Genomic DNA, 21,395 nt, shown 5'->3' with positions numbered 1-21,395 from the left:
ACCGGAACTGTCGGAGCAAGCTAACCGCATAGATCCTAAATAAAAGTAATATTTTCTGTTAATTAAAGTGAAAATCCATGCAAAACTTGGCCGATCACCCTCCTGCCGCGAAACGGTGCTCCGGGATCACATCTAACAGATAGAAGGAGCGCCGCGGATCAGTTGCCACACCATGATCGTCGCCAAGCATCCGCTGCCCGCGCTGGCTCAGGAACGCCTTGGCAGCGTCAGTGGCTTTCCATGACCGAATGCCTTCTGCCTGCAAGGTATCTTCCCCGAGCAGTCTCGATCGATAGAAATCCATCAGGGCATTCACACGCGCCCCAGTCGATCGCGGCATCGATGCCTCGTCGCACGACGGCAGCGGAAGGTTCTGGCAGGAAACCGGGTCGGTCCTCGCGATCATGGCATCGATCCTGCCGGGCAATTGCACCTCGGCCTGCACAAGACGGTATGCGACCACTGCCATGGCGGTGAGAGGAGAAGGCACCGAGTACCATTCGGCCGCGAAATGCTTGGCCATGATGTTGCCGGTCGGTGGAGCAGCCGTGCGCTTGAACATGGTGTCGCTGCCGCGCAAGGTCTGCGCGACCTGGTTCATCAGATCGGTGACCCGCCCGAGCGGCATGGCGGATTCAGCGTTCTTGCCCAGCAAATGGCGAACCCGCTTGGCTACAGCCCTGACCTCGGCGTTACGGTGGCAGGCCAGATCCATGCCACTCGATCCGGGACGAGCTATATTGCCCGTTCGCCAATCGCCGACGAAGAATGTGTCCAGAGCGATCTCGAGCGCAGTGCGAGTGCGCTTGAGTGCGTTCATCGCGGATTCCGGCGACTTCCCGTTTGACGCCAGCGGCCCGAATCGCACCGTCTGATAGATGCGGGCGATAACCATCTGAGCATCGTGTGCGCACCAGATCAACGACTGGACCAGGAGAAGGTCACGCAACGCGCTGAACAGCACGGGATCAGATTGCCGGACTGCCCGGAGCTTGCGCAGCACCGGTGAGAAACGGCCGCCAACCAGCGCCTTGTATAGCGCCTCGTCGGTTTCGCGGAGCTTCCACAGGCGCAGGATATGTCCGTCCATTGCCCGACCCGCCGGTTGCCCACCGCGCCACCCATCGATCAGGATCTCGTTTTCGGGCTCTCGGCCGTTTGCCAGCATCAACCGATCGAGGAACTGCCTCAGTGCCGTGCGCGACGCCGGGATGGCGCTGTCCGGCGGCAACACCTCCTTCGCATCAAGCATGGCCGGCGCAAGGCCCGTGATGTCGCCGTTTGGCGGATTGAAGATCCGCGAACCGAAATCGCCCTCTGCAATTCCGCCCGTGTAGCGCACCGCATGCATGTCCCGGACAAGCATGCCGGGGTGGCCGTCGCTGGCGAAAAGACCGAGCAACAAGGCTTCTGTTGTTGCCTTGCCGGCATTGGCACGAAGGAAATCTGCGTATCCGCACTTGCCGTTCGCGGGGATGAATGCGGCGTGGGCGCCACGCTTCTTATAAGCATGGGTCTGCATCACAGATCCTCCAATGCCTGGACGATGCGAACGCGGATATTCTCTGCCAGATCAGCAAGCGGTTTTGCAAGGGTAGAGGCCTGACGATAGGCTTCATAACCAGTGCGCCCGGCTGCCAGCTCAGCTTCGCAGCGGCTCATTGCCGCATCGAATTGACCTTTGAGCCGCCCGTAGGCAGCAACAGCCTCATCGATTGTTTCATGCTCATTCATGGTCTTCCTCCAGGTTGGGCGGAAGCATTGGCTCCCGCCAGTAAATCGGGTTGCCGCCTCGGGCGGAGATCCAGTCGAAAGCCTCGCCGCGGGTGCTGAGGCGCGGCGCAGGTTCGCCGAGAAGTTCGACAAGGGCGGCAATCAATGCCTCCTGCCCGATGGTCACTGGCTTGCGGCGCCATGGTTCTTTCGGGCCGGTGCGGCCGGATTCTCTGAAGCTCTGGACCTCGGCGACGTAGAGTGCCTGGCGATTGCGCCATTGCAGGATGCGCCCCCATTGCCGGCACCATTCAAGGCGTCTTGGTTCCTCGAACATCCAGCGGATCAGATCACCGAGCTGCGGACCGGCTCCCGCGTTCAGCGCCTGCCTCATCCATCGCTGCATATGTTCAGGATGGGCGAACAGTCCGACCAGTGCGGTGTCATCAAGGTCACCGACGCCGGCAAGAACGAGCGTCGAGCCGAGGACGTACTTGCGGGCATCTGCCGAAGCCGGACCACCGCGGCGCTTGCCGGCTGCATGATGCAGCCGCTTCAGTTCGGAGACCGTCGCTGCGCAGACAGTAACCGCAGTGGCCACCCGCACCTCCGTTTCACCAAGGGCGCTGGCCAGAGCATGAAGTTCAGTCGAAGCGGAGAAGGCTTTGTCCATGCCCCATGCGGTAGATTGCGCATGGGCGTGGTTCTGCAACCTACCCCCGGTAAAATGCAGATGCCGGTCACTGCAATCCGACCGGGCAGGTTGCACACCCGATCACCGGCACCGTGTGAGAAGATAGAAGGAAGAGGGGGTGGTGCGCGATAAAGTGTTTTTCTGCCGCAGGCGAAAAGCACCCCGTACCGGCCACCCCCTCATGAAGCTGATGCAGGTCGGAAATGCAGGTGGATTTCGCGCAGGTGAAGGCAGGGGCTCCCGAAGTTTCGGAAGCGATTGCGAGTGCCCGAAGTGCACGCAATCTCACGACCCGCAAGCGGGCCGAGGAGCGCTCGGGCGAGAATGCGCGCCGCCGCAGGAAGCGATTGAGTGACCGTGACGCCGAGGCGGCCTTGAAGCGCCGCGTGCGTATTCGGGTGCAGGAATCAGATCGGCCGCGCCGGAGAAAATCGCCGCGATCATTGTACAATCGCACCGCGGAGAAACTGCTGGCCGGGGTCTGGGGTTCAACCGATGCTCGCGGTCCGGATCGGCGCTATTCCTTTCATTTCGGCTTCGTGGCGCGCGGCTTTGCCTCGACCGCCGGCCGCCGCTGGCGTGCGGGAGAAGCGGAACGTGCAGCGCTCTACATCGTGCGCGAAGATGCACTGGAAGGCGGCGAGCTCGGCTGGTGGTCGACCATTGCACAGGATCGAAACGAACTCGCGGCCCGAGTTTCGAAAGATGCTTCGGCTGGCAACCGGAGCTGACCGGCCGGTGGATGCCGTTCTGTTCTACATGTTCAACCGCATGGCTCGCAACATGCGACTATTCTTCAATACCTTCGGGGACCTGGAAGACGCCGGCGTTGAGGCAATTTCCGTTACTGAGGATTTCGGGAAAGGGCGCAGCGCCCTGCTCGGGCGCACAATTACGGCGATGATCGCAGAGCAGCAATCCTACGACGGCGCCGTTCTCACACGAAAAAGTCGCCGAGAGAACGCACGTCAGGGCTTTTTCAATGGTGGTCCGGTCCCATTCGGATACCGATCCTATGTCGCCCGGCGGGACAAGGAAAAGAACCGGATGAAGCTGGAGATCGCACCAGCGGAGGCGCCCATCGTTCAGAAGATATTCGACTGGGCGGATGCCGGACGAGGTGGTCGCTGGATCGTTAGGCGGCGTTGACAAAAGGGATTCCCAATCGGTGCGTGTTCTGATTCAAGGCTGCTCTTTGGGGAGCGGTCATGGATCGAGGGGATTTGTCGGACGCGGAGTGGGAGTTGATCGGGCCGCTACTCCCGTCCGAGCGTGGGAGGCATGCCCGACCGGCCGGCGATAACCGGCGCTTTCTCAATGGCATGCTGCATGTGCTGCGGGTCGGTTGCCCGTGGCGCGACATGCACGAGCGCTATGGCAAGTGGAACTCGGTCTATGTCCGGTTCCGGCGCTGGGCGGAGCAAGGCGTCTGGGACGCCATGCTGCAAACGTTGGTCGATCTGGGCCTCACCGACGACTGGCAGCACATGATCGACAGCACCACGGTTCGCGGCCACGTCTCGGCAGCGGGCGGAAAAGGGGGGCTTGTGCGCAGGCTTTTGGTCGATCACGCGGCGGCTTTACGAGCAAGATCCACGCCCGCTGTGACAATCAGGGCCTCCCTGTCGGCTTCATCCTTACCGGCGGCGAGGCATCGGACTATACGGCGGCCGACGATCTGATGAACCTGCCGCTGCCCAAGCCCAGGGCGCTGCTCGCCGACAAAGGCTATGATGGCGACAGGTTCCGGGAGAACCTGCTCATGCGAGGCATCCTGCCCGTCATCCCGCCGCGCTCCAACCGCAAGGTGCCGGCCCATCCCGACTACCGGCGCTACAAGGATCGCAATCGTGTCGAGCGCATGTTCGCCAAACTCAAGCAGCAGCGCCGCATCGCCACCCGCTACGACAAGACCGTCCTGTCGTTCGAGAGCTTCATCAACCTCGCTGCCGCGCGACTATGGCTGAAAGCTTTTGTCAACACCGCCTAAAAACTTGAACGGCCAAGGAATAACGCTGCGCGGGTCCAAGTTCTCGAACGGCAATCTATCAGGTATCTTGGCTCGCAAGATATATACCGGCGTATATTACGATCGCACCGCCGACGACGAAGGCGTTGTGCCTTCACTCGAAGACGCGATAGCCGTTCCGTGTCCGACCATCATCGATCGGGAGCAGTTTGACAGGGTTGCTGCGCTTCGCGCCTCGAGAAATCCAAGAAGGATGGCGCCCCACGTTGCCGCCGGGACAACGCTGCTGGTGGGACTCGCCCGATGCGGGATGCCCGGTTGCAACAGCGGAATGACGATTCGCACCGGCAAGAGTGGTCAATACGCCTATTACGCCTGCAATCAGCGGGTGAACAATGGAGGCGGTTGCGTCTGCCCTGCGATACGGAAAGAGCAACTCGACGAAGTCGTCGTCAACGCCATCGAGAGGCAGTTGCTTGCTCCCGATCGTCTTCGCTCGCTGCTGGCAGGCCTTCTCGACCTTTCTGAGAAGAATCGGCACAGAAAGGAGGCTGAATTGTCCAAAGCGCTAGCTGACAAGACGCGGCTCGACACGGCCATCCGCAAATTGCTCATCCTGATCGAGGATGGCCTGATGAGCCCACGAGATCCGCATTTTGCCGTGCGCATGGCCGAGAACCGCGCAAACCTGGCGGCGGCGACTGGCCGGATAAATGTTCTCGAGCGGCAACTCGCTCAAGGAAAGAGGCGGATCGACGCAAGCGCGATCGACCGGTTTGGCAAATTGCTGTCGGAGAAACTGAGAGCCGACGATGCGTCGCTGCGCTCGGCCTATCTGAAAATGTTCGTCGATGCGGTGAGTGTATCAGATCAGAAAATCCTGATCTCTGGCCGCACTGCGACGTTGGAAGCCGGCGTTTCAACCGGCCTTCCCGTCAAAGTGGGCGCAGTGCCCAACTTTGACCGGGAATGGTGCCGCTTACGTGACTCGAACACGTGACCCTCGCATTACGAATGCGATTTCAGGCACTGTTTTGACGGGAAACTGCGCTGAAAATGCGCGGTTTCCCGTGAACAACTGCGGAACAACTGCAGTTCTGTGATCCCGGCGCGATCCCAGCTATGGCGGATCACCCTCCCCTGCCCTCGCCGATAGTGGTATGGTTCGCCCGAATTGGCGAACCAAGATGGAACTGAACGACTGGACCCTATGGGCCTCAGCGCAGGAGGTCATAAAGCGGCGTGGTGCCAAGGCACCGAAGTATGCTGCTGCGCAGATCGCTGAGGCGGAGGCGGCTGGCGACGATGCTTCAGCGTGGGCATGGCGGGAGATAGCCGAGCGCATCGACCAGTTGATGGATTACAGGACCGGGCGGCCGCTTAGTAAGCAATGATGGAGGTCCGCGAAGGCATGTCTTGCCGCCGTCATGCGCCGCGGATATCCAGATCGCCTGCCGCCTTAACCGTGTGCTCTGGAGCGGCGTCACTGCCCTACGCCATCATGGCGTAGGGCCCTTGCCGCGCGATCGGTGATCTGGCCCGAATTTTGTCAGGCTATCATAAGCAGCAAAGTCACCAAGCCGAAGAGCACGCTAAACCCGACGAGCAGAAACCAAATTTCGTTCCATCGCATCGAAGCTTCAATACGCTGTTCCGTCTCAATTTCTTCAGGACGAAGGTTGGCGACGTCGGCCATATCGCGGTCCATGTCGGGGTCGATTCTCATGCCTGATGGTATCATGCATCCGTCCGCCAGCAATCGACGATGACTACGGCATGATCTTCCCGAAAGTCGGCGGGACTTGCGCCTTGGATGAGAGACTAATATGCCACGCGCGGATTCTGACCGGTATTTGCAATCGGTTGGCCGGTCAGGATCGCCACCTTTCTGGCATAGAATAGGAGGCTCGTCCGCCAGATGTTCGAAATTGTCCTGGACCTTGCAATTTATGTGGTGTTCTTTAGTCTGATCATAGGTGCATTCATGCAACTGCGCCGAGATTGATTTTTGCTGACGGCTTCACCTTTCCCCGATCGATAATGTCCAAGCCCGCACCGCCAAGACCAGCGCGGGAGGCGGGGCATTCCCTTCCCGTCGGCGATAGGGTACAAGGCCTTTGCAGGGTGGAGCAGTCCGGTAGCTCGTCAGGCTCATAACCTGAAGGTCGCTGGTTCAAATCCAGCCCCTGCAACCACCCATTGACCGCCACTCGACTTGCTGGATAGCCCATCACGGGCTACCGGATGCCGTCCAGAGATTCGGTGGACTGCCCGGATCATTGGACGCCTCACCCGCAGGTCTAGCGTGAATGGCCCGCCTGGCTGCGGGTGGGGTCACCGGCCTGATGGAGGGTTGCCTCGTTCTGCTCGTGTGATACTCCGTTGGAGATCCCAGCGCAGCCCCCAGATTCCCCCCGAATTGCGGACGCGCTGGGGTCACCCTTCATCTTCAAATTGTGACATGGTATCTGCAGCAAGCTCCTGGCGCGGTCCATCGTCATAGCGGCGCGCGTCAGGGGCACTTCGGGGAGGGGCACATGTTTAGCGAATGGCGTGATTGGGACGCGGATCCTTTAGCTCCCGTGGATTGGCTCGTCTGGAGCGTCTTTGCCATTCTCGCCTGTGCCACCCTCGTCCATAACCTTGTCTGACTTCGAGCGCCGGATCGCAGCGCCGAGCGCCTTCGCTGCCGTCACAATATAACCCAGCGCCTCGATCGCCAGCCCCACCTTGCCGAGCCCGCGCGTGATCTTGCCCAGGCCCATTAGCGCGCCTTCGTCAGATAGTTCGCTAGGATGCAGGCGCCGAAGCCTGCCACCGAGATGGTGATCCAGAAGACGGTCATGATGTCGAGCGCGGTCATGCAGCGATCCCCATGCGCACTTGGCGCGCAACCCAGCCATAGCTGAATTCCTCGTTCGCCGGCCGCGCCAGACTGATCTCTTCATAGCGGCCGGTGCGGAAGCTATGGATCGTCCAGAGCAGCACCTGAAGGCCTTCGCCGGTCGCGCCCCGGCGCTGCTGATAGCTGGCCAGTGCCTGCCGCGTCATCGGGCCGCATGCCCCGTCGACCTTCAGATCGGGATAGAGCGAGGCGCCCCGGTTGAAGAGGTTCAGCGCGCGCTGCAGGAATTGACCGGCAATGGCCTGACCCATGTTGATGCCGGTGTCGAACAGCAGTTCGCCGATCGACGCCGACATGGCCAGGATCTTATCGAAGCCCGGTTCGATGAGATAGCGCTTGCGGTAGATCGCAACAGCCGTCTCCCGAGGCAGAACCCGCATATCACCGGTATAGCCATAGGCACGGGCTACCTGTTCAGTGATCCCCCAGCGCGTCGGGCCACCCTTGTCCTTCGGGTTGTTCACATAGTCGCCCTCGCGGCCGATCGCTTCATCAATGAGATGGTCGACGTTCATCATTCACCTCCCAAGGGCCGCTTGCCCATTGCGATGTCTTGAAGGGTTCGTTCCGCGCTCAGTTCGGCCTGCACTTCCTCGCGGATGGCGGCCTTGCGGCGCGTCGCTTCGTCGGTGATGACGTCGCCCACCTGGCGGACGAACCGATCCGTGTAGAGCTTGACGACGCGATCGGCGCCGACGGTCGCGCCGGCCGTGATGAGGGCGGCGCCTTCACCATCGACGCCGGCGCGGCTGATCATCCAGTAGGAGATCAGCGCCACCATCGGGATGATGAGGATGTCCGCCAGCACCAGGCCCGGCTTGATCTTCACCCCCTTCTTGATGAGCAGCGCATATTTCGCGGCGAAGCCGAATGTGAGGCCGACCCAGATCCAAGCATATTTGGCGATCAACGCCTCACTCCATGGCGTCATCGCCGCGGCTCCCTGTTGTGTGTGCATCGTCCGCGCTCACGCGATGGCGTAATAGCTGGCCACCATGCCGCGCGCGGCCGCCAGGATGTTTCCGTACCCCGAAGAAAGGATGGGGACGTTGAACTGCAGCAGTTCAGCGAGTGCGCCGCCGTCGATTTCGGAGGTGAATGTTGTTCCGGGCGTGCCCGCTGCGCCAACGACCAGCATGTCAGAATCGGTCGGCACCACGCCGGCCGATACGACGGTCGGGACCGTTTCAAGATGGGCCATGATCTTGAGCTCGCCGGTGATCACATCATAGCTGACGATGATCATGGTCGAACCGGCTGAAGGCGGGCGAACGGTTGCCGCATTGACGGTCCCGGTGCCCAGCTTCGCGGCAAGTCCACCCGCCGAAGTCTGGCGGATCCAGAAGGGCGTGGCGCCGTTCGGGTCGGCACCCGAGCCAAGCTCATACGCATTTTCACCCGGGCCGACCATGCCGACGAGGAGGAAGCTGAAGCTGGCGTTCAGCGGCAGGAAGCCGGGACCGACCATGGCACCTTCCTGGCCAGTGGCGGTGCCATATACCAGCGCGGCGCGGTTATTGAACGCCGCGTGCGACTTGGTGCGGGTCGGCAGATAGGCGCCGAACCCCGGACGCATGATCGCGTCCGTCTTGCGGCACCGCCAGCCGATGTCGGCGCCGGCCGTCTCGAAGCCACTGTTTGCGCGGAAGGCGCGCACCAGCTCGGGCGCCTGATAGAGCAGGCGCTCGCGCACGTCGGGACGCTCGTCGGGCAGGCCGACGCTGTCCGCGCTGACGGTGTCGAGCGTGCGGATGACGGTGGGCATTGTCGGATCTCCTTTGGATCAGAAGGCAGGGAGGTTGATCGTCTGGGTGGGTGCCCAGCGATAAATGGGAAAGCTGTCGGTTGGACTGAGGATTACCGGGTCGAAGCTGCGGATGCCGCTGCGAGCGCCCGTCAGGCGGCCCATGCCGCCATCGCCCGTGGTGCGTGATGCGATGAACAGTCGGCGACGGGTGCCCGTGGGAGCGCCGCTGAGCGCCACCCGGACGATGTTGCTACCTTGCCGCGTAATGCCGGTCACGCTCGCGCTGTTGGACCGGTCGGTATAGTCGATGCCCAGTCCCGGCCCGAGGTTCGAGATATTGACCCGGTCATCATTCGCCTCAATGTCGATCGGTTCGCTGAAAACCAGATCGATGCTGCTGGTCGTGGCCCAATAGACATCCACAATGCTCAGGCATTGATCGTAAGCGCCGAACAGGTCGTTCACGATATGCACGCCATGATGCAGGCCTTTGTGAAAATAGCCTATGGCGTCTGGATGGCTCCCGTCTCCATATGCATGGTCAAGGGCGTAGTAGGAGCCCAGGTTGCGGATGAGGGGGTTGCGCTCCGCCATCAGCTGGGCCTGGGCGATCTGATTGGTAACGCCTGCCGTGTTGCTGCCCCGGTTGACCTGGCTGAAGTACATGCGGACGGGGTCGGTCTGACCGGTAATTGCGCGAATGTCGGCGTTAATATCGAAGGTCCACTGGTCCATGCCACGACCGTAGAGGCGCTCCGACGTACCGATGGCAAAGTCCTGTTCGCCATGGACCGGCAGGGCGGCGGGCACGATGAGCCTGCGTCCGGCGCGGCGGGAGATGGCGACGGCAGCACGAACCGTGTTCAGCACTTCGCCATAGATTAGAGATCCGCGCTTCATCCCATTACGGGCGCCCGCGCCGCCATAATAGGCGTTACCGCCAAGGCAGACCGACGCGAAGATGATGCGCGGCATGAAGCCCAACCGGAATGCGAGCGCCGGCATCATGGCACACGCCATGCCAGAGCAAATCGTTTCCTTTGCCCCCGTGGTGGTGCCCGGCTCTTTGACTTCGACCAGATCAGAATAATGCGTCGACAGCTTCCCGGTCGCCCACCACGGACTGTCCCCGATCATCAGGGCAAAGCCCGGGAATGGCGGGACGGTCGTGACCGGCATGGCATCACCGTCATTGTTGTTGCCCCGCCCGATGGACTGGCCGAGAATGAGCATCAGATAGTCAACGTCGGCGGCGGACGAGAGCAGCCCCGTGCCGTAGATGCCGTTGAATGCATAATTCTGACGCAGCGAGGGCAGGCGCAAATCCTCGACCACCCGGCCGCCCTCTGCGATCCAGGCGGAGCGGTCGCGGCGGACGCCCTCGCGGAAAGAGCCGTCGAGATTGTAGGTCGCGCTGTCCCAGTCTGCGCTGCGCATCTCGGTCGCGGGGACGCCCGGAGCGTCATCGCGGACCAGTCCCGCCGGCGTTCGCCGCCAGACATGCTTGCGCAGGTCGGTGGCGGTCTTGAGTGCGCCGTTGGAGTGATAGGTCACATCATCGAAATCTTCGATGCGCAGCGTGGCCAGCCCCAATTCGGGCGCCTCCTGCCGGTCCATCATCCCCTGGCGCGCGCGCCAACTACGCGCATGGTTATCCTTGCCCCGCACGCGGCGGCCGGCGACGTCATAGGTCTCCTCGTCCCAATCGGCGTTGCGAAGCGTGGGGAGGCCTGAGCGTTGTTCCACGAGCGCCACCATTTCGGTCTTGAGGGCATCGGCCGCGCTGTCTCCCATCAGGACGCGCTGGAGCATGTCCGACTGGATCTTGCCGCCGATCGCATTGGGATGCAGATCGTCCGTTCCGAACAGATCGTCATAATCGGCAAAGCTGGCGCCGAAGGACGGCTGCATGTCGACAAAGGCGATCTTGAGCTCGCGGGCGGTCAGGCGCGCGGCGGTCGCGTAATTCCGCATCGCCGGGCCGGTGGCGAGGCCATTCTCGCAGGGCACGGCCCACAGGACGGACGCGAGGGGCGAGACTGCGCGGATCATGCCCCGCACGAAAACGATCATGGCCTTGCCATAGTCGCGCGGATCGGCGCTGACGCGCTGGTCGTTGGTGCCAATGAGGGCGATCCACTGGTCGATGCGCCCGCGATTGTCGAGCCGGCTGAAGGCTGCGATCAGGTCGGCGCGATAGCTCGCACCGCTGGGATGCAGCAGCGCGGACCACGATCCGACCAGCCCGGAGCCGCTGACAGCCAGGTTGGACACGATGATCCCGGGCTGATCGTTCCGGGCAAACAGGCCGCCGAGCGTCACGGTGCCGCTGACGACCTCGATCTCCAGTTGCCAGGCGCCTGCCGGCGCACCGCTGATTGCCGCTTTCTGGCCGCCGGTCGCCGCCAGCGAAAGCGCTGCCCATGCGCCGCCGTTGAAACGATAGCGCACCGCTGCGCCGATCGCGCCAGTATAGTGAAGCTCCAGCAGGGCGATCTGCGCGGTCGAGAAATAGCCGACCATGACCCGCGAGCCAGCCGTGCCAGACGTCGCGCTGCTGAGGTCGGGCGACTTGAAGTCGGTGCCATAGGTGCCGACCCAGCTACCCGAGAACGAGACCGCCATTTCGGCGGGATCGGCGCAGCCGCGGATTTCGCCATAGGCGTCATGATAGCCAAAGCCGCACCAGCCCGGCCCCGCATTGCCATAGCGCGCCTTCATCGCCCGCGTGAAATCGGTCGACCATGCTTCCTTGATCGCGGTGAAACTATCGCACGGCGAGAGGACGATATGATGCTGGAGCGTAGTGCCATCCAGATCGGCCGTCTGCGCCGACGCCAGGCGCAGCAGGTTCATGCGCGCGCGGCCGAGATATGGATCGCCCTCGATCGCAGGCAGATTGTCCTGCACCGTGTAGGGCTGGACCGGATAATCATCGTCGGCCAGCGCGATCCGCGAGCCCGGTCCGGTGCCGATCTGGACGCCGAACACGCTATGCGCGGCGCCCGAGAAGCTGGGGCCCATGCCGACCATCACATAGCTGGCAGCCTTGGCCGCAACCTGAATGAGCAGGCTGTAGAGCCGGACGTTCGGCGCAAGCTGGCGAACCATCCGAATCGCCGCGTTGTTGAACTGGCTGATTTCGGTCTGCGTGCCGTCGGGGTGGCCGATGTACGCCGACCCATATTCGGTCGACGCAAAATTGTTGGAGCTTTCGACATACCACTGCGCCAGCAGCCACTGGCCGATCGCCACAGGCTCGGCAAAATCGATGCCGGTCACGACCCGCCCATTCACCGCGCTCTTCCAGCCCGCTTCGAAGCCGGCGCCGGTCAGGATCGGACTGGCGGGCGCGACGCGGGTGATCGGGTCGGAGACGAAGGGACGCGCATTGTAGCCGTCCGTGCCCTTGCCGTTGTAGAGCAGGTTGGGCACCATCTTGCGCATCGGCTCGATGAATTCGAGGTCGCTGGTACGGTTGCCGCCATACCAGGCCGCCAGCACGAAACAGCGGCCCGGATGGGCAGCGTAATAGGCCTGCGCACCGGTATATTCGACATAGGCGAACAGGCCATTGTCGGGCGAATAGGCCAAGGCGCCCGCGCTGCCAGTCCGCACGATCTTGCAATAGCCAGCGAGCTCGGCGCTCTCTGCATTGCTGATCGTCGGATAGGTGATGTTCGCCGAATGATTGTAAAGCGGCGCGATCGGCAGATAGATCGCATTGCGCGTCCCGTAATAGCCGTCGGTATCATCGATCGCGCGCAGGCCGTCAGGTGTGACGATGTCCGTATTGGTCCGGTTGGTCCAGATGACCTCTGCGCCCGTGAAGGGCGTATAGGTGCGCGCGAACGTAGTGCCGAGGCCCACATGCAGCAGGTCTTCCTCGACCACCGCCCCCGACGATTCCCGCTTGACCGGCGACACGCTGGTCTGCGCCGGCGCGATCAAGGCGACATCGATATAGTGGTAATCGGCCAGCAGTCCGGTCTGATAGGGCAGGTCGAATGTGGTCAGGCCGTAATCTGCCGGATCCACGACCTTGTAGACCTCGTTTTCGCGCGCGATCAGCATCCGCCCGTAGCGGATCAGCCCGGCCGATGCGTCCACGATGACCGGCGTCTGATAGGTGACGCGATAGGCGTTCTGCCGGTCGATGAGGTCGAGCAGCTCTTGCGTGTTGTTCCCCGCCGGTCCGGGAGGGCCAGCGAAGTTCAGCGACAGATCGGTCATGCGGTCGGACCTCTTACTATGGTCAATTCAAGATCGGCGATGAAGAAGCGGTCGGCGCCCGGCGGCGTCGCCAGCAGATCGGCAAGCATCGTGAAGCGGCCGGTGGTGTCGCTGATGCCGGCCAGCGTGGCGGGCAGGATCCTGCAGGTGATCTGCCGGGCCACCGGATTGAAAATGCGAAAGCCCTGATCGGCGTCACTGGCCGCCATCTCCAGGGTGAAAGCCTCAGGGTCAGCCGCCCAGCGCTCGAAAGTCGCCTCGAATATCCATTCGCTGATGTTCAGCGGTTCGGCCAGGCGGGCACCAAGCGTCCACGTGGCATAATAGCCAACGCTTTCCTTGGCGGCGAAACGGGAGGGCATGGCGCATGTCTCCTCGGGCGGCAGAGCCGTCCGGTCTGAAGATGATGAGAGCTTGGAGAGGGGCGCTGTCAGGCGCCGGGGAATACCTTGATGATATAGCCTTCGAGGGTCAGGCTATCGGCGCCGTTGGCGAGTTGGCCCCGAATGGTCAGCACCTTGTCGACCGATGTGTCGATCGCTGCGGTGCCGTGCGCGACCGTGCTGCTGCCATAGGGCGAAGTCGTCGCATTGCGGGATATCAACTGGGCCGAGGCGCTGTTGCGATTGGCCAGACGCATCAAAGCGCCGGCCTTGCCGTTGGTGGTCAGGCCGAAAGTCTGCATCACGCTGCCGTCGAGCGTGATGCTCACGGTCTTGGTGTTCGCATTCTCGGTGCAAGTCCAATAGGTCTCGATCTCGATCGACCCATTGGGACCGAGGGCGCCACCCGGGAGCGTCACGGTCACAAAATCCAATGCAGCAGTGCCGCCGGTCAACGCCGCCGATGCTGCGCCATGCTGGGCAAGAATGTAGGGCGACTTCAGTTCGGCCCGAAGCGCCGTTGCGCTGGCCATCGTCAGGAGCGCGCGGCCCCATGACGTGGTCGCCAGTGCAGCGATGGCTGTCAGGTCCGCGTCCAGCGGCTGCTTTCCCGCCAGGGCGGCGGCCGTGGTCGCGGCAAAGTTCGGGTCATCGCCCAGCGCTGCCGCAAGCTCGTTCAGCGTGTCGAGCGTGGTCGGCGCGGAATCCACGATCATCGCCGTGATATAGGTCGCCAGCTGCGACGCCAGCCAGCTCTTGTTGACGCCGCCGACCAATCCGAAAATCTTCTCCGGCCCTGCCAGCGGTCCACCCCCCGGCAGGGCCGAACCCTTTGCGTCCGCCATATGATTATCCCAGCAAAAGTTGCGAGCCGTCTTCCAGCAGGAACCGGCCACCATCTTCGAGCAACAGCCGACCGCCGCCCGTTTCCGCCGCCGGCGTCGTCACCGGACCCAGTACCAGCCTGTCGGTTCGTTCCGCGCCGATCTGGTAGGAGACGGCAGCCCAATAGATGGTGCCCGCCATGACCCCGGGGATCAGCATGTCAGTGGCCGAACCGGTCAGCGTGCCGGCACTAGTCCATGCGGCGTCATCATCCGCATCCGGCGATGCCGATCCGGCGGCATAATCGAACAGGATGCTGGTCACCGTATCGGAATCCGCCGCGCCGGTGATCCGCAGCGCGGGCGCGGCCAGGCCGTCGCCACTCACCAGTTCGGCGGTCAGGGTCCAGTCGCCCACGCCTGGCGCGCCGCTGAAATCCGGCGTCGGATTGTCGATCGCCACCGAACCGTCGTCCAATTCGTCATCTGCCGTCCAACCATAGACGTCAGTCCTGATCTCGCGCAGCGTAAGCTGGTTCTGCCAGCCCTTGTCCTGACTGTCGCTTTCGACCCGGTAGACGATCGCCACAGGCTCATCCGGCACCGGGCGGACGCCGTAGCGTTTCGAGGTCCAGCGGATCCAGTCACCATGCTCGACACCGACCAGACGGGGCGGCAGGGTCAGGCTGCGGGTGCGCCAAAGCCGCCCCATCCGGCGCTTCATCTCGCCCACGCGCTGGGCCTGAGTGCCCGAGGTGCAAAGCGTCAGCGCGGGCTGGGCCACCTTGGGCTCGCCGTCGGCCAGAATGTCGGCCGTGTCGCGACGCACCGGGGCGCTATGATCCTTCCACTGCTGGTCCGGCTCGATATATTTGACCGCGACCGTGTTGACCCATTCTGCATCGGTCTGGGTTCGGAAATCGCTGCTGTTGACGCTCGATCCAACAACGAGATCATCGTCGGTGATGTCCCATAGCACCGGCTGCGCGGCTCCGGGCACGATCTCGATCGAACCCTCGCGCTCGACCGTGTATCCGCCGCAGGCCGATGCGATGTCATCGTCGGTGTCGATATACTTGTCGTCGCCGCCGAACACGCCGCCGATCCGATATCGCGGCTCGGTGCCGCCGCCTTTTAGCGCGACGGGCTCATCGCACAGGTTGGCAGGCGCGAAGACATTCTCCGGCGGCTGCTCGATGGCGGACAGGCCGCGACCCAGCAACAGCATCGCCGGATCATCGACATGATCGCCGGCATAGATGCCGCGCGCCCAGGTGTACCGGCAGTCGATCGGATTATCGGTCCACTCGCGGGTCGACGGATCATCCCAGCGGTGTTCGCCCGATCCGCCGACGCTGCTATCCTTGCGCGCCTGATAGCAGCGCAGCCCTTTGACCACCCACAGGAACGAGGACCATGGCGATCCGCTGGTCCAGACCGGGTTCTTCGCGTCGGACTTGTCAGCCTTCCACGCGACATAGACCTTGGCGACGCCGCGTCCGCGATCGTTCGCGGTCCATGTCGGGACGCCGCCCACCACAGGACAGTTCGCCAATACCCAGGCCGGCACCTCATCGTCCCATGCGCCCGGCCGCCAGTCGACCCGAAGCTGGTTCTTGTAGCCGGCGACCAGGCCATCGCCGGTGAAAGGCACCCACTTGTCCTGCACATAGAAGCCGGTCAGGGCCTCGCAGCGATGATCAGCCAAGGCGAAGATCGCGACCGTCCAGTCGGTTCCATATTTGCCGCCATAGTTGAAGATGTCGACCAAGCTGCCGCCGGTCGAGCCTTCCCCAAAAATCCCCTCGCGCGCCGTTTCGCCGATCGTTAGCGTGTTCTTGCTGGCCGTGCGCGCTTTCATGCTGGGTGCCAGCAGCACCGTCGCCACGGTCATCACGCCCTGGGCGATCAGCATGGCATTGCCTGTAGCGATGCCGACGCCGATCATGACGACGCCCGTGATCGCGGTGATCGTTTTGCCCATGACCGGCTCTAATCCTTGAAGGTCCAGGCGGTAATCATCGCCGAGCGGGGACGACGCAGAGTGCCGCGATCTCCCGGGCCTGCGAGCGTTTCACCTTCGACCAGCATCAGCATCATGCCGTGATCCGGGCAGAACACCCCGGCAGCATCGCCGCGTCGCGCAAGCGCAGGCGCGATCGGCGTCATGTGAGCGCTGATCGCCGCTTCAAATCCGCCCAGCCGGGCGATAACGCGGGCCGCCCCCAGTTCGCTCGACCATCTGCGCCCCCGCATCAGGTCAACCCCGGCCATGGCGCGCACCGCGCCGGCATAGAAACTCACGCAATCATTGGCCTTCGAGCCATAGGCGAACGGCATGGTCCGGCGTTCCGCGAGATAGCGGTCAAGGGCCTCGAAATCGCGCATTTTCAGTCGGCGGACGAGGGCTTGCCGCCCTGATAGACGGTCTTGGTCCCAGCATAGCTGCAATGCTTGAAGAACCCGTCGAGCGGATCGATGGTGCGCTGGTCGGCATCGCTCCGCATCCGCTTGCCCCTTCGCCCCATGCCGCGCGCACTCGTCTCGATCGATATGGTGATGGTCGACGTGCCGCCGATGACATCCTCGACCGGAGCCGCGTCGACCCTTCCGCGCCGGAAAACCCGGCTGTCCAGCCGCTGCTTCCCGGACCCGTCATAGATCATGCGATAGACCTTGGCGGGCGCCATCTGCACTTCGCTGGCGTCGAACAGGGCCGCGATATCCGGATCGATGCCGGACAGCGACAGGGTCATTGCCTGCTCGCTGGTGCCGATCGATCCGCCGGTAGAAAGGCCGATACTGCCATCGTCCACGCCGATATAGGCATCACCGTCGATCTCGGTCGGGCCGATGCCGCCCCACACAAAGACCGGAGGATCGCAATAGATCGCCAGCGCCCCGGTTACGATCGCTTCCCCGCTGGCCAGCGCCGCCAGCGCCTCCGGACTGTAATTCTTCATGGCAGCGTCACCTGGACGGCGCTGATAACCCCACCGGCCTCCGCATGGCTGATGACGATGCGCGGCATCTTCGTATCGTCCATCAGCTTCATCAGGCACATCGGATTGTCGAGATGGGCGACGGCGCCCGCCGGCACCACATCATGGACCGATGGCTCGACAACCACGCTGATTGTGCCATCGGCATCCGACTGTCCACCGCCAGTCACCGCGACGAGGAAGCGGCGATCGGCGTCGCCTTCATCCGCGTCGGCGCTGTCCCACTTGAAGCCGATATAGTCGCCCCAGCCGAGCTTCAGACCCGACGGGACATCGTTGAGGGTCAATACTGCGTCGCCATCGGCATTTATCGTCTGCGACCAGCCGCCAGCTGCGCCCATGAAGGGCATGCCTGCGACGGTCAGCATGTTGCGGAACCCCTTGCAGTGCGCCGCCGGGTAAGGCCGGGACAGGTCATAGCCCAGAAACACACGCTGCGCCCCGCGCCGGCTGCGATAGAAGGCGATCCATTCATCGGCCACGGGGAATTCTAGATTGGCCAGGTTCATCGATAGGGACCAGCGCGGCCAGCCGATCTGCACGCCGCCCATCCGGCCGCTCGTTTCCGGCGCCACCAGATCTTCGCGCTGGGGCTGAAAGGTCAGACCTTCCACGCCGAGGGACGGCATTACGGCCAACTTCGCCATCAGCGCTCTGCCTGCAACATGCGACCATAGCTCCGCTGGTTGCCTTCCACGACCGACGCTGCGCCCTTTGCAGCGCCAGTTTGCGCCGCCTGGTCGTTGCCCTGCTTTATCGTGTCCCAGAATTGGTCATTGGTCATGACGCCCTGCATGTAGATGTGCGTGTCGCCACGCGACCGATCGCCGCTATCATCGTTACCGCGACGCACGTTGACCGTCTCTCCGGCGGTGCCCCAGAATTGCACGAGGTTGGTATCGATCCCCGGCTTCCCGCCGATTTCAAAACTGCCGCCAGTCGCGAAGCCCGGGAGACCTGCGAAAGCGCTCGATACGGCGTTGCTGTTGAGGACGATATCGCTGCTGCCGGTACTTGCCGATCCGCCGAAAATGGTGGTGAAGCCTCCAAGGATCGAGCCCAAAATACCGCCGCCGGATCCGCCGGCTGCACCCCCTTGCCCCATTGCTTGCCGGAACAGGTTGAACAGCGTGTCCGCAAGATTGTTCAGCGCTTCTTCCATGCCGCGCGACACTTGGTCCTTCCACCAGTTCTTCGCGAAGCTCTTTAGATCGCCGTCCATGGCAGCGCGGAACCCACCCCGGAAAACATCACGCCACTGGCCCTGCTGCCGGGCGGTTTCTTCCTCATCCATCTCGCGCGCTGCACGGTCGCGGGCTTCGTCCTCGCCGACCTTGCCTTCACCATCTCGGTAATATTGCTCGGCGCGGCGATTAAGCTCCGCTGCCCGGGCAGCCGCGCGCTGGCGATCGGCGCTATCATTGCGCAGGCGCGATAGCTCCACCTCTCTCTCCAGGGCCTGCGATTGCGCCAGCTTGGCAGCGGCGTCGGCGCGGGCGATATCGACCTGCACAAGATCGTCCGCCGCCCGCTTTTGCGCTTCCAGCAGCGTCAAGCCCTTGCCTTGCCAGAACGTGGTTCGCTCTTCGAGATAGGCCTTGTCGGCTGCCAGGCGCACCATCTGCTCATCGCCGCGAATTTCAGCCAGTTGCTGGTCGAGTGCGTTTTCGGCGCGAGCTACCTCGCGCGCATCATATTCGGCCTCGGCCGCCTTTATCTCCGCAATGTCCTTTTCGGCCGCCAGCTTGGCAGCGCTGGCGCTCAGCCCGGCATCTTCATAGTCGCGCTGGCGCTGGAATATATCCAGCTTGTCCTGCAGCCGGCGCATCTCATCCTTGTCGTCGCGCGCGCGGGCAACCGCCATCTGCTGTTCCAGCGCCATCTGCTCGCGCCGGTTGGCCAGGTCCTGAGCGGACGGGCCTTTCGCACCCTTCGCCTTCTTCTTGTCGTCTTCGCCTAGATCGAGATCCACCGTCCCGAATTCGGGCGTATTGATCGAACGGCTATAGCCCTCCACCGTCTTGGCGATCGTTTCCAGCGTCTTCGCGCGGGACAGAAGGTCGGCCTCCGCCTGATCGACGGCCTTGATGCCGGGCGCTACCTTGGGGCTGATGAGGTCGCCGCGCGCACTCATCTTCACTTCCGATTTCGATTTGGAAAGGTTGGACTTCGCGCGCTCCAGCGCCGCCCGGGCGGCCATGACGTCCGCCTTGGCGGTGGCCATTGCCTGAAGCTCGGCCGCGCGATCAGCCTTCATCTTGTCGATCAGGGCTTTACGGGCGGCGCCGGTCGCCGAAACCAGCTGAAGGGTGGCCGCCTGCTGCTTTTCATAGGCGGCACTAGCGCGATCCGCAGCTTGGCGGGCAGCGCTATTCGCCGTAACGGTGCGCGTGGACCACAGGACCAGCAGCGTCAGAGCGGTCACCACGAGGCCGATCCAGCCTGCCCACACGGTCATCGCCAGGCCCACGGTGCGCAGCGCAACACTGACCCCCGATAGCGCGATGGCAAGACGGCCGAGCAGCGCAACCATCGTGCCGATCGGGTTGATCAGGCCAGCCAGTACCGCTCCGAACAGGCCGAAGCCGCCACGCAAGAGGATGACGGGCGCAAGGATCTTGCCGATGCCCATCAGCGCCAGGATCATAGGCCCTACCGCTGCCGTCAGTCCCCAGATGGCGACGATGACCTGACGGACCGCCAGCGGAAGCTCCGCAAACCAACGCGTAATGCCGGTCAGCGCATTCTGTACGGAGGTGAAGACGGCGAGGATACCGGTTTCGCCCATGGCAATCTTGAGTTCGTTGAACGCGTCGCTCAGCCGGTTGGACGATTCCTCCACACCTTTCAGCTGGATTGCCAGCTTTTCGCCCGCGTCAGTCTCGCCGATCGACCGCTGGAGATCATCAAAGGCATCGCCGCCAAGGCGCATGAGGCCAATGGCCGTGCGCATGGCATCGGCGCCAAAAATCTCGTTGAGCACATTGGTGCGCGACCGGTCGGAAAGATTGCCAAGCTTCTCGCGCAGCATGTCGGATATCTCGGCAAGCCCCTTCATCTTGCCGGTCGCGTCATAGAAGTCGAGGCCCAGCTTCTCCATCATCGCCGCCGCTTCTTTGGACTTGGGCGTCAGCGTGGTGATGAATGTCTTGAAGCTGGTACCGGCATCGGAGCCGCTGCCAAACAGGGCGGCAGTGCCGGCCAGCGCGGTATTGAAATCCTCGAAGCTGACACCCGCCGCACCAGCCACGCCGCCACCCTGCGCGATGGCATCCTTGAAGTCGTTGAAGCCCAGCTTCGACGCATCGAGCGAACCGGTCACCTGATTGACTACCGCCTCCAGGTCGGATGTCGACTTGTTGAACTGGGCCATGACATCGGTGACCAGCGCGGCGGACGAACCGAGCTCAGCAGCATTGGCGGCCGCCAGGCGCAAGGTCTGCTCCAATCCGCCGCCCAGAATGTCGCGCGCCGACATGCCGGCCAACGCAAGCGTCTCGATACCGTCAGCGGCCTCTTTCGCTCCGCGTCCGACCTCAGGCCCGAGCTTGCGGGCAGCCTGCGAAAGCGCTTCCAACTGATCGCCGCTTATGCCGCGCAAAGCCGCATGAACATTGTTCATGGACTTTTCGAAAGCGCCGGCGCCACGCTTGGTGACGACAGTCATACCGGCGAACGAAGCACTGATCGTCGCGGTCATGCCGATCGCGGCGTTGCGGATATTGCCTTCCAGTTCCTTGAACTGCGACATCACCTCTTTGGCGAAATCGGCCAGCACTTCGCGGGCGTCCTCAAAGCCGTCAAACCAGCCGCGCACGTCAAGCCCGAGCTCGCCATGCATGCCGCCGATTTTAAGATCGTCGCTCATTCAAGCCCCACTAAAAAGGCCGCCGAAATTATCGGCGGCCTGCTGGTTGCAGTTCAA

The 21,395-nt window shown here is 62.9% G+C and carries 20 protein-coding genes, 1 tRNA gene and 1 pseudogene; 6 read left to right on the top strand and 16 right to left on the bottom strand.

Annotated elements, in window-relative coordinates:
• Positions 1–94: 94 nt before the first annotated feature.
• Genes N6H05_RS08670 through N6H05_RS08660 form a run of 3 tightly spaced genes read right to left on the bottom strand, consistent with a single transcriptional unit; the run spans position 95 to position 2,386 of the window.
• Positions 95–1,522, bottom strand: a complete 1,428-nt coding sequence (locus tag N6H05_RS08670; RefSeq protein ID WP_284113492.1) for a hypothetical protein — start codon at positions 1,520–1,522, stop codon at positions 95–97.
• Complete coding sequence (locus N6H05_RS08665) at positions 1,522–1,734, bottom strand: hypothetical protein (protein ID WP_284113491.1); 213 nt, start codon at positions 1,732–1,734, stop codon at positions 1,522–1,524. Before N6H05_RS08665 ends, N6H05_RS08670 begins: the two co-directional genes overlap by 1 nt.
• On the bottom strand, positions 1,727–2,386 hold the full coding sequence (locus N6H05_RS08660; protein WP_284113490.1) for a hypothetical protein: 660 nt from the start codon (positions 2,384–2,386) through the stop codon (positions 1,727–1,729). The genes N6H05_RS08665 and N6H05_RS08660 overlap by 8 nt, the downstream gene beginning before the upstream one ends.
• 224 nt (positions 2,387–2,610) lie before the next feature.
• Here N6H05_RS08660 and N6H05_RS08655 point away from each other — a divergent pair, with 224 nt between their 5' ends.
• The 5 genes and pseudogenes from N6H05_RS08655 to N6H05_RS08630 all read left to right on the top strand — a co-directional run bounded on the left by N6H05_RS08655 (position 2,611) and on the right by N6H05_RS08630 (position 5,770).
• Complete coding sequence (locus tag N6H05_RS08655) at positions 2,611–3,138, top strand: hypothetical protein (RefSeq protein WP_284113489.1); 528 nt, start codon at positions 2,611–2,613, stop codon at positions 3,136–3,138.
• Positions 3,113–3,556 carry a serine integrase family protein gene (locus tag N6H05_RS08650; RefSeq protein WP_284113488.1) on the top strand — a complete coding sequence of 148 codons (444 nt, stop codon included), beginning with the start codon at positions 3,113–3,115 and terminating at the stop codon, positions 3,554–3,556. The genes N6H05_RS08655 and N6H05_RS08650 overlap by 26 nt, the downstream gene beginning before the upstream one ends.
• 59 nt (positions 3,557–3,615) lie before the next feature.
• A pseudogene (locus N6H05_RS08640) lies at positions 3,616–4,397 on the top strand (IS5 family transposase).
• A complete protein-coding gene (locus tag N6H05_RS08635; RefSeq protein ID WP_349666215.1) occupies positions 4,381–5,376 on the top strand; it encodes a recombinase family protein in 996 nt (331 codons plus the stop codon). Before N6H05_RS08640 ends, N6H05_RS08635 begins: the two are co-directional and overlap by 17 nt.
• A gap of 187 nt (positions 5,377–5,563) precedes the next feature.
• On the top strand, positions 5,564–5,770 hold the full coding sequence (locus N6H05_RS08630; protein ID WP_284113487.1) for a DUF6961 family protein: 207 nt from the start codon (positions 5,564–5,566) through the stop codon (positions 5,768–5,770).
• Between the two features lie 155 nt (positions 5,771–5,925).
• On the opposite strand, the gene N6H05_RS08625 is transcribed toward N6H05_RS08630, so the two are convergent.
• Positions 5,926–6,072 carry a hypothetical protein gene (locus N6H05_RS08625; RefSeq protein ID WP_284113486.1) on the bottom strand — a complete coding sequence of 49 codons (147 nt, stop codon included), beginning with the start codon at positions 6,070–6,072 and terminating at the stop codon, positions 5,926–5,928.
• A gap of 422 nt (positions 6,073–6,494) precedes the next feature.
• Between N6H05_RS08625 and N6H05_RS08620 the strand changes: the two genes are divergently transcribed.
• A tRNA-Met gene (locus N6H05_RS08620) sits at positions 6,495–6,571 on the top strand.
• 378 nt (positions 6,572–6,949) lie between these two features.
• Here N6H05_RS08620 and N6H05_RS08615 read toward each other — a convergent pair.
• The 12 genes from N6H05_RS08615 to N6H05_RS08560 all read right to left on the bottom strand — a co-directional run bounded on the left by N6H05_RS08615 (position 6,950) and on the right by N6H05_RS08560 (position 21,338).
• Positions 6,950–7,141, bottom strand: a complete 192-nt coding sequence (locus N6H05_RS08615; RefSeq protein ID WP_284113485.1) for a hypothetical protein — start codon at positions 7,139–7,141, stop codon at positions 6,950–6,952.
• Positions 7,142–7,235: 94 nt separating this feature from the next.
• A complete protein-coding gene (locus N6H05_RS08610) occupies positions 7,236–7,799 on the bottom strand; it encodes a glycoside hydrolase family 108 protein (RefSeq protein WP_349666214.1) in 564 nt (187 codons plus the stop codon).
• Positions 7,796–8,212, bottom strand: a complete 417-nt coding sequence (locus N6H05_RS08605; RefSeq protein WP_284113484.1) for a hypothetical protein — start codon at positions 8,210–8,212, stop codon at positions 7,796–7,798. The genes N6H05_RS08610 and N6H05_RS08605 overlap by 4 nt, the downstream gene beginning before the upstream one ends.
• A 36-nt stretch (positions 8,213–8,248) precedes the next feature.
• Complete coding sequence (locus N6H05_RS08600) at positions 8,249–9,046, bottom strand: hypothetical protein (protein WP_284113483.1); 798 nt, start codon at positions 9,044–9,046, stop codon at positions 8,249–8,251.
• 18 nt (positions 9,047–9,064) lie between these two features.
• Positions 9,065–13,261: an SGNH/GDSL hydrolase family protein gene (locus tag N6H05_RS08595; protein WP_284113482.1), complete on the bottom strand. Its 4,197-nt coding sequence runs from the start codon at positions 13,259–13,261 to the stop codon at positions 9,065–9,067.
• Entirely contained in the window at positions 13,258–13,623 is a 366-nt protein-coding gene (locus tag N6H05_RS08590; protein WP_284113481.1) for a hypothetical protein, read from the bottom strand. The genes N6H05_RS08595 and N6H05_RS08590 overlap by 4 nt, the downstream gene beginning before the upstream one ends.
• A gap of 68 nt (positions 13,624–13,691) precedes the next feature.
• Entirely contained in the window at positions 13,692–14,489 is a 798-nt protein-coding gene (locus tag N6H05_RS08585; RefSeq protein WP_284113480.1) for a hypothetical protein, read from the bottom strand.
• A 4-nt stretch (positions 14,490–14,493) separates the two neighbouring features.
• Entirely contained in the window at positions 14,494–16,452 is a 1,959-nt protein-coding gene (locus tag N6H05_RS08580) for a phage tail protein (RefSeq protein ID WP_284113479.1), read from the bottom strand.
• Between the two features lie 8 nt (positions 16,453–16,460).
• Complete coding sequence (locus tag N6H05_RS08575) at positions 16,461–16,856, bottom strand: DUF6950 family protein (protein WP_284113478.1); 396 nt, start codon at positions 16,854–16,856, stop codon at positions 16,461–16,463.
• Positions 16,857–16,858: 2 nt separating this feature from the next.
• The gene (locus N6H05_RS08570; protein ID WP_284113477.1) at positions 16,859–17,431 is read right to left on the bottom strand and encodes a hypothetical protein; all 573 of its coding nucleotides are present in this window, start codon (positions 17,429–17,431) and stop codon (positions 16,859–16,861) included.
• Positions 17,428–18,117 (bottom strand): hypothetical protein, encoded by a 690-nt coding sequence (locus N6H05_RS08565; protein ID WP_284113476.1) that lies wholly within the window; start codon positions 18,115–18,117, stop codon positions 17,428–17,430. The genes N6H05_RS08570 and N6H05_RS08565 overlap by 4 nt, the downstream gene beginning before the upstream one ends.
• Positions 18,117–21,338 (bottom strand): phage tail tape measure protein, encoded by a 3,222-nt coding sequence (locus tag N6H05_RS08560; RefSeq protein WP_284113475.1) that lies wholly within the window; start codon positions 21,336–21,338, stop codon positions 18,117–18,119. Before N6H05_RS08560 ends, N6H05_RS08565 begins: the two co-directional genes overlap by 1 nt.
• Positions 21,339–21,395: the final 57 nt, after the last annotated feature.

Origin of the sequence: Sphingobium sp. WTD-1 (genome assembly GCF_030128825.1) — a bacterium.
In the GTDB taxonomy this organism is placed as follows: domain Bacteria; phylum Pseudomonadota; class Alphaproteobacteria; order Sphingomonadales; family Sphingomonadaceae; genus Sphingobium.
This window is presented reverse-complemented; position numbering and strand designations above follow the sequence as displayed.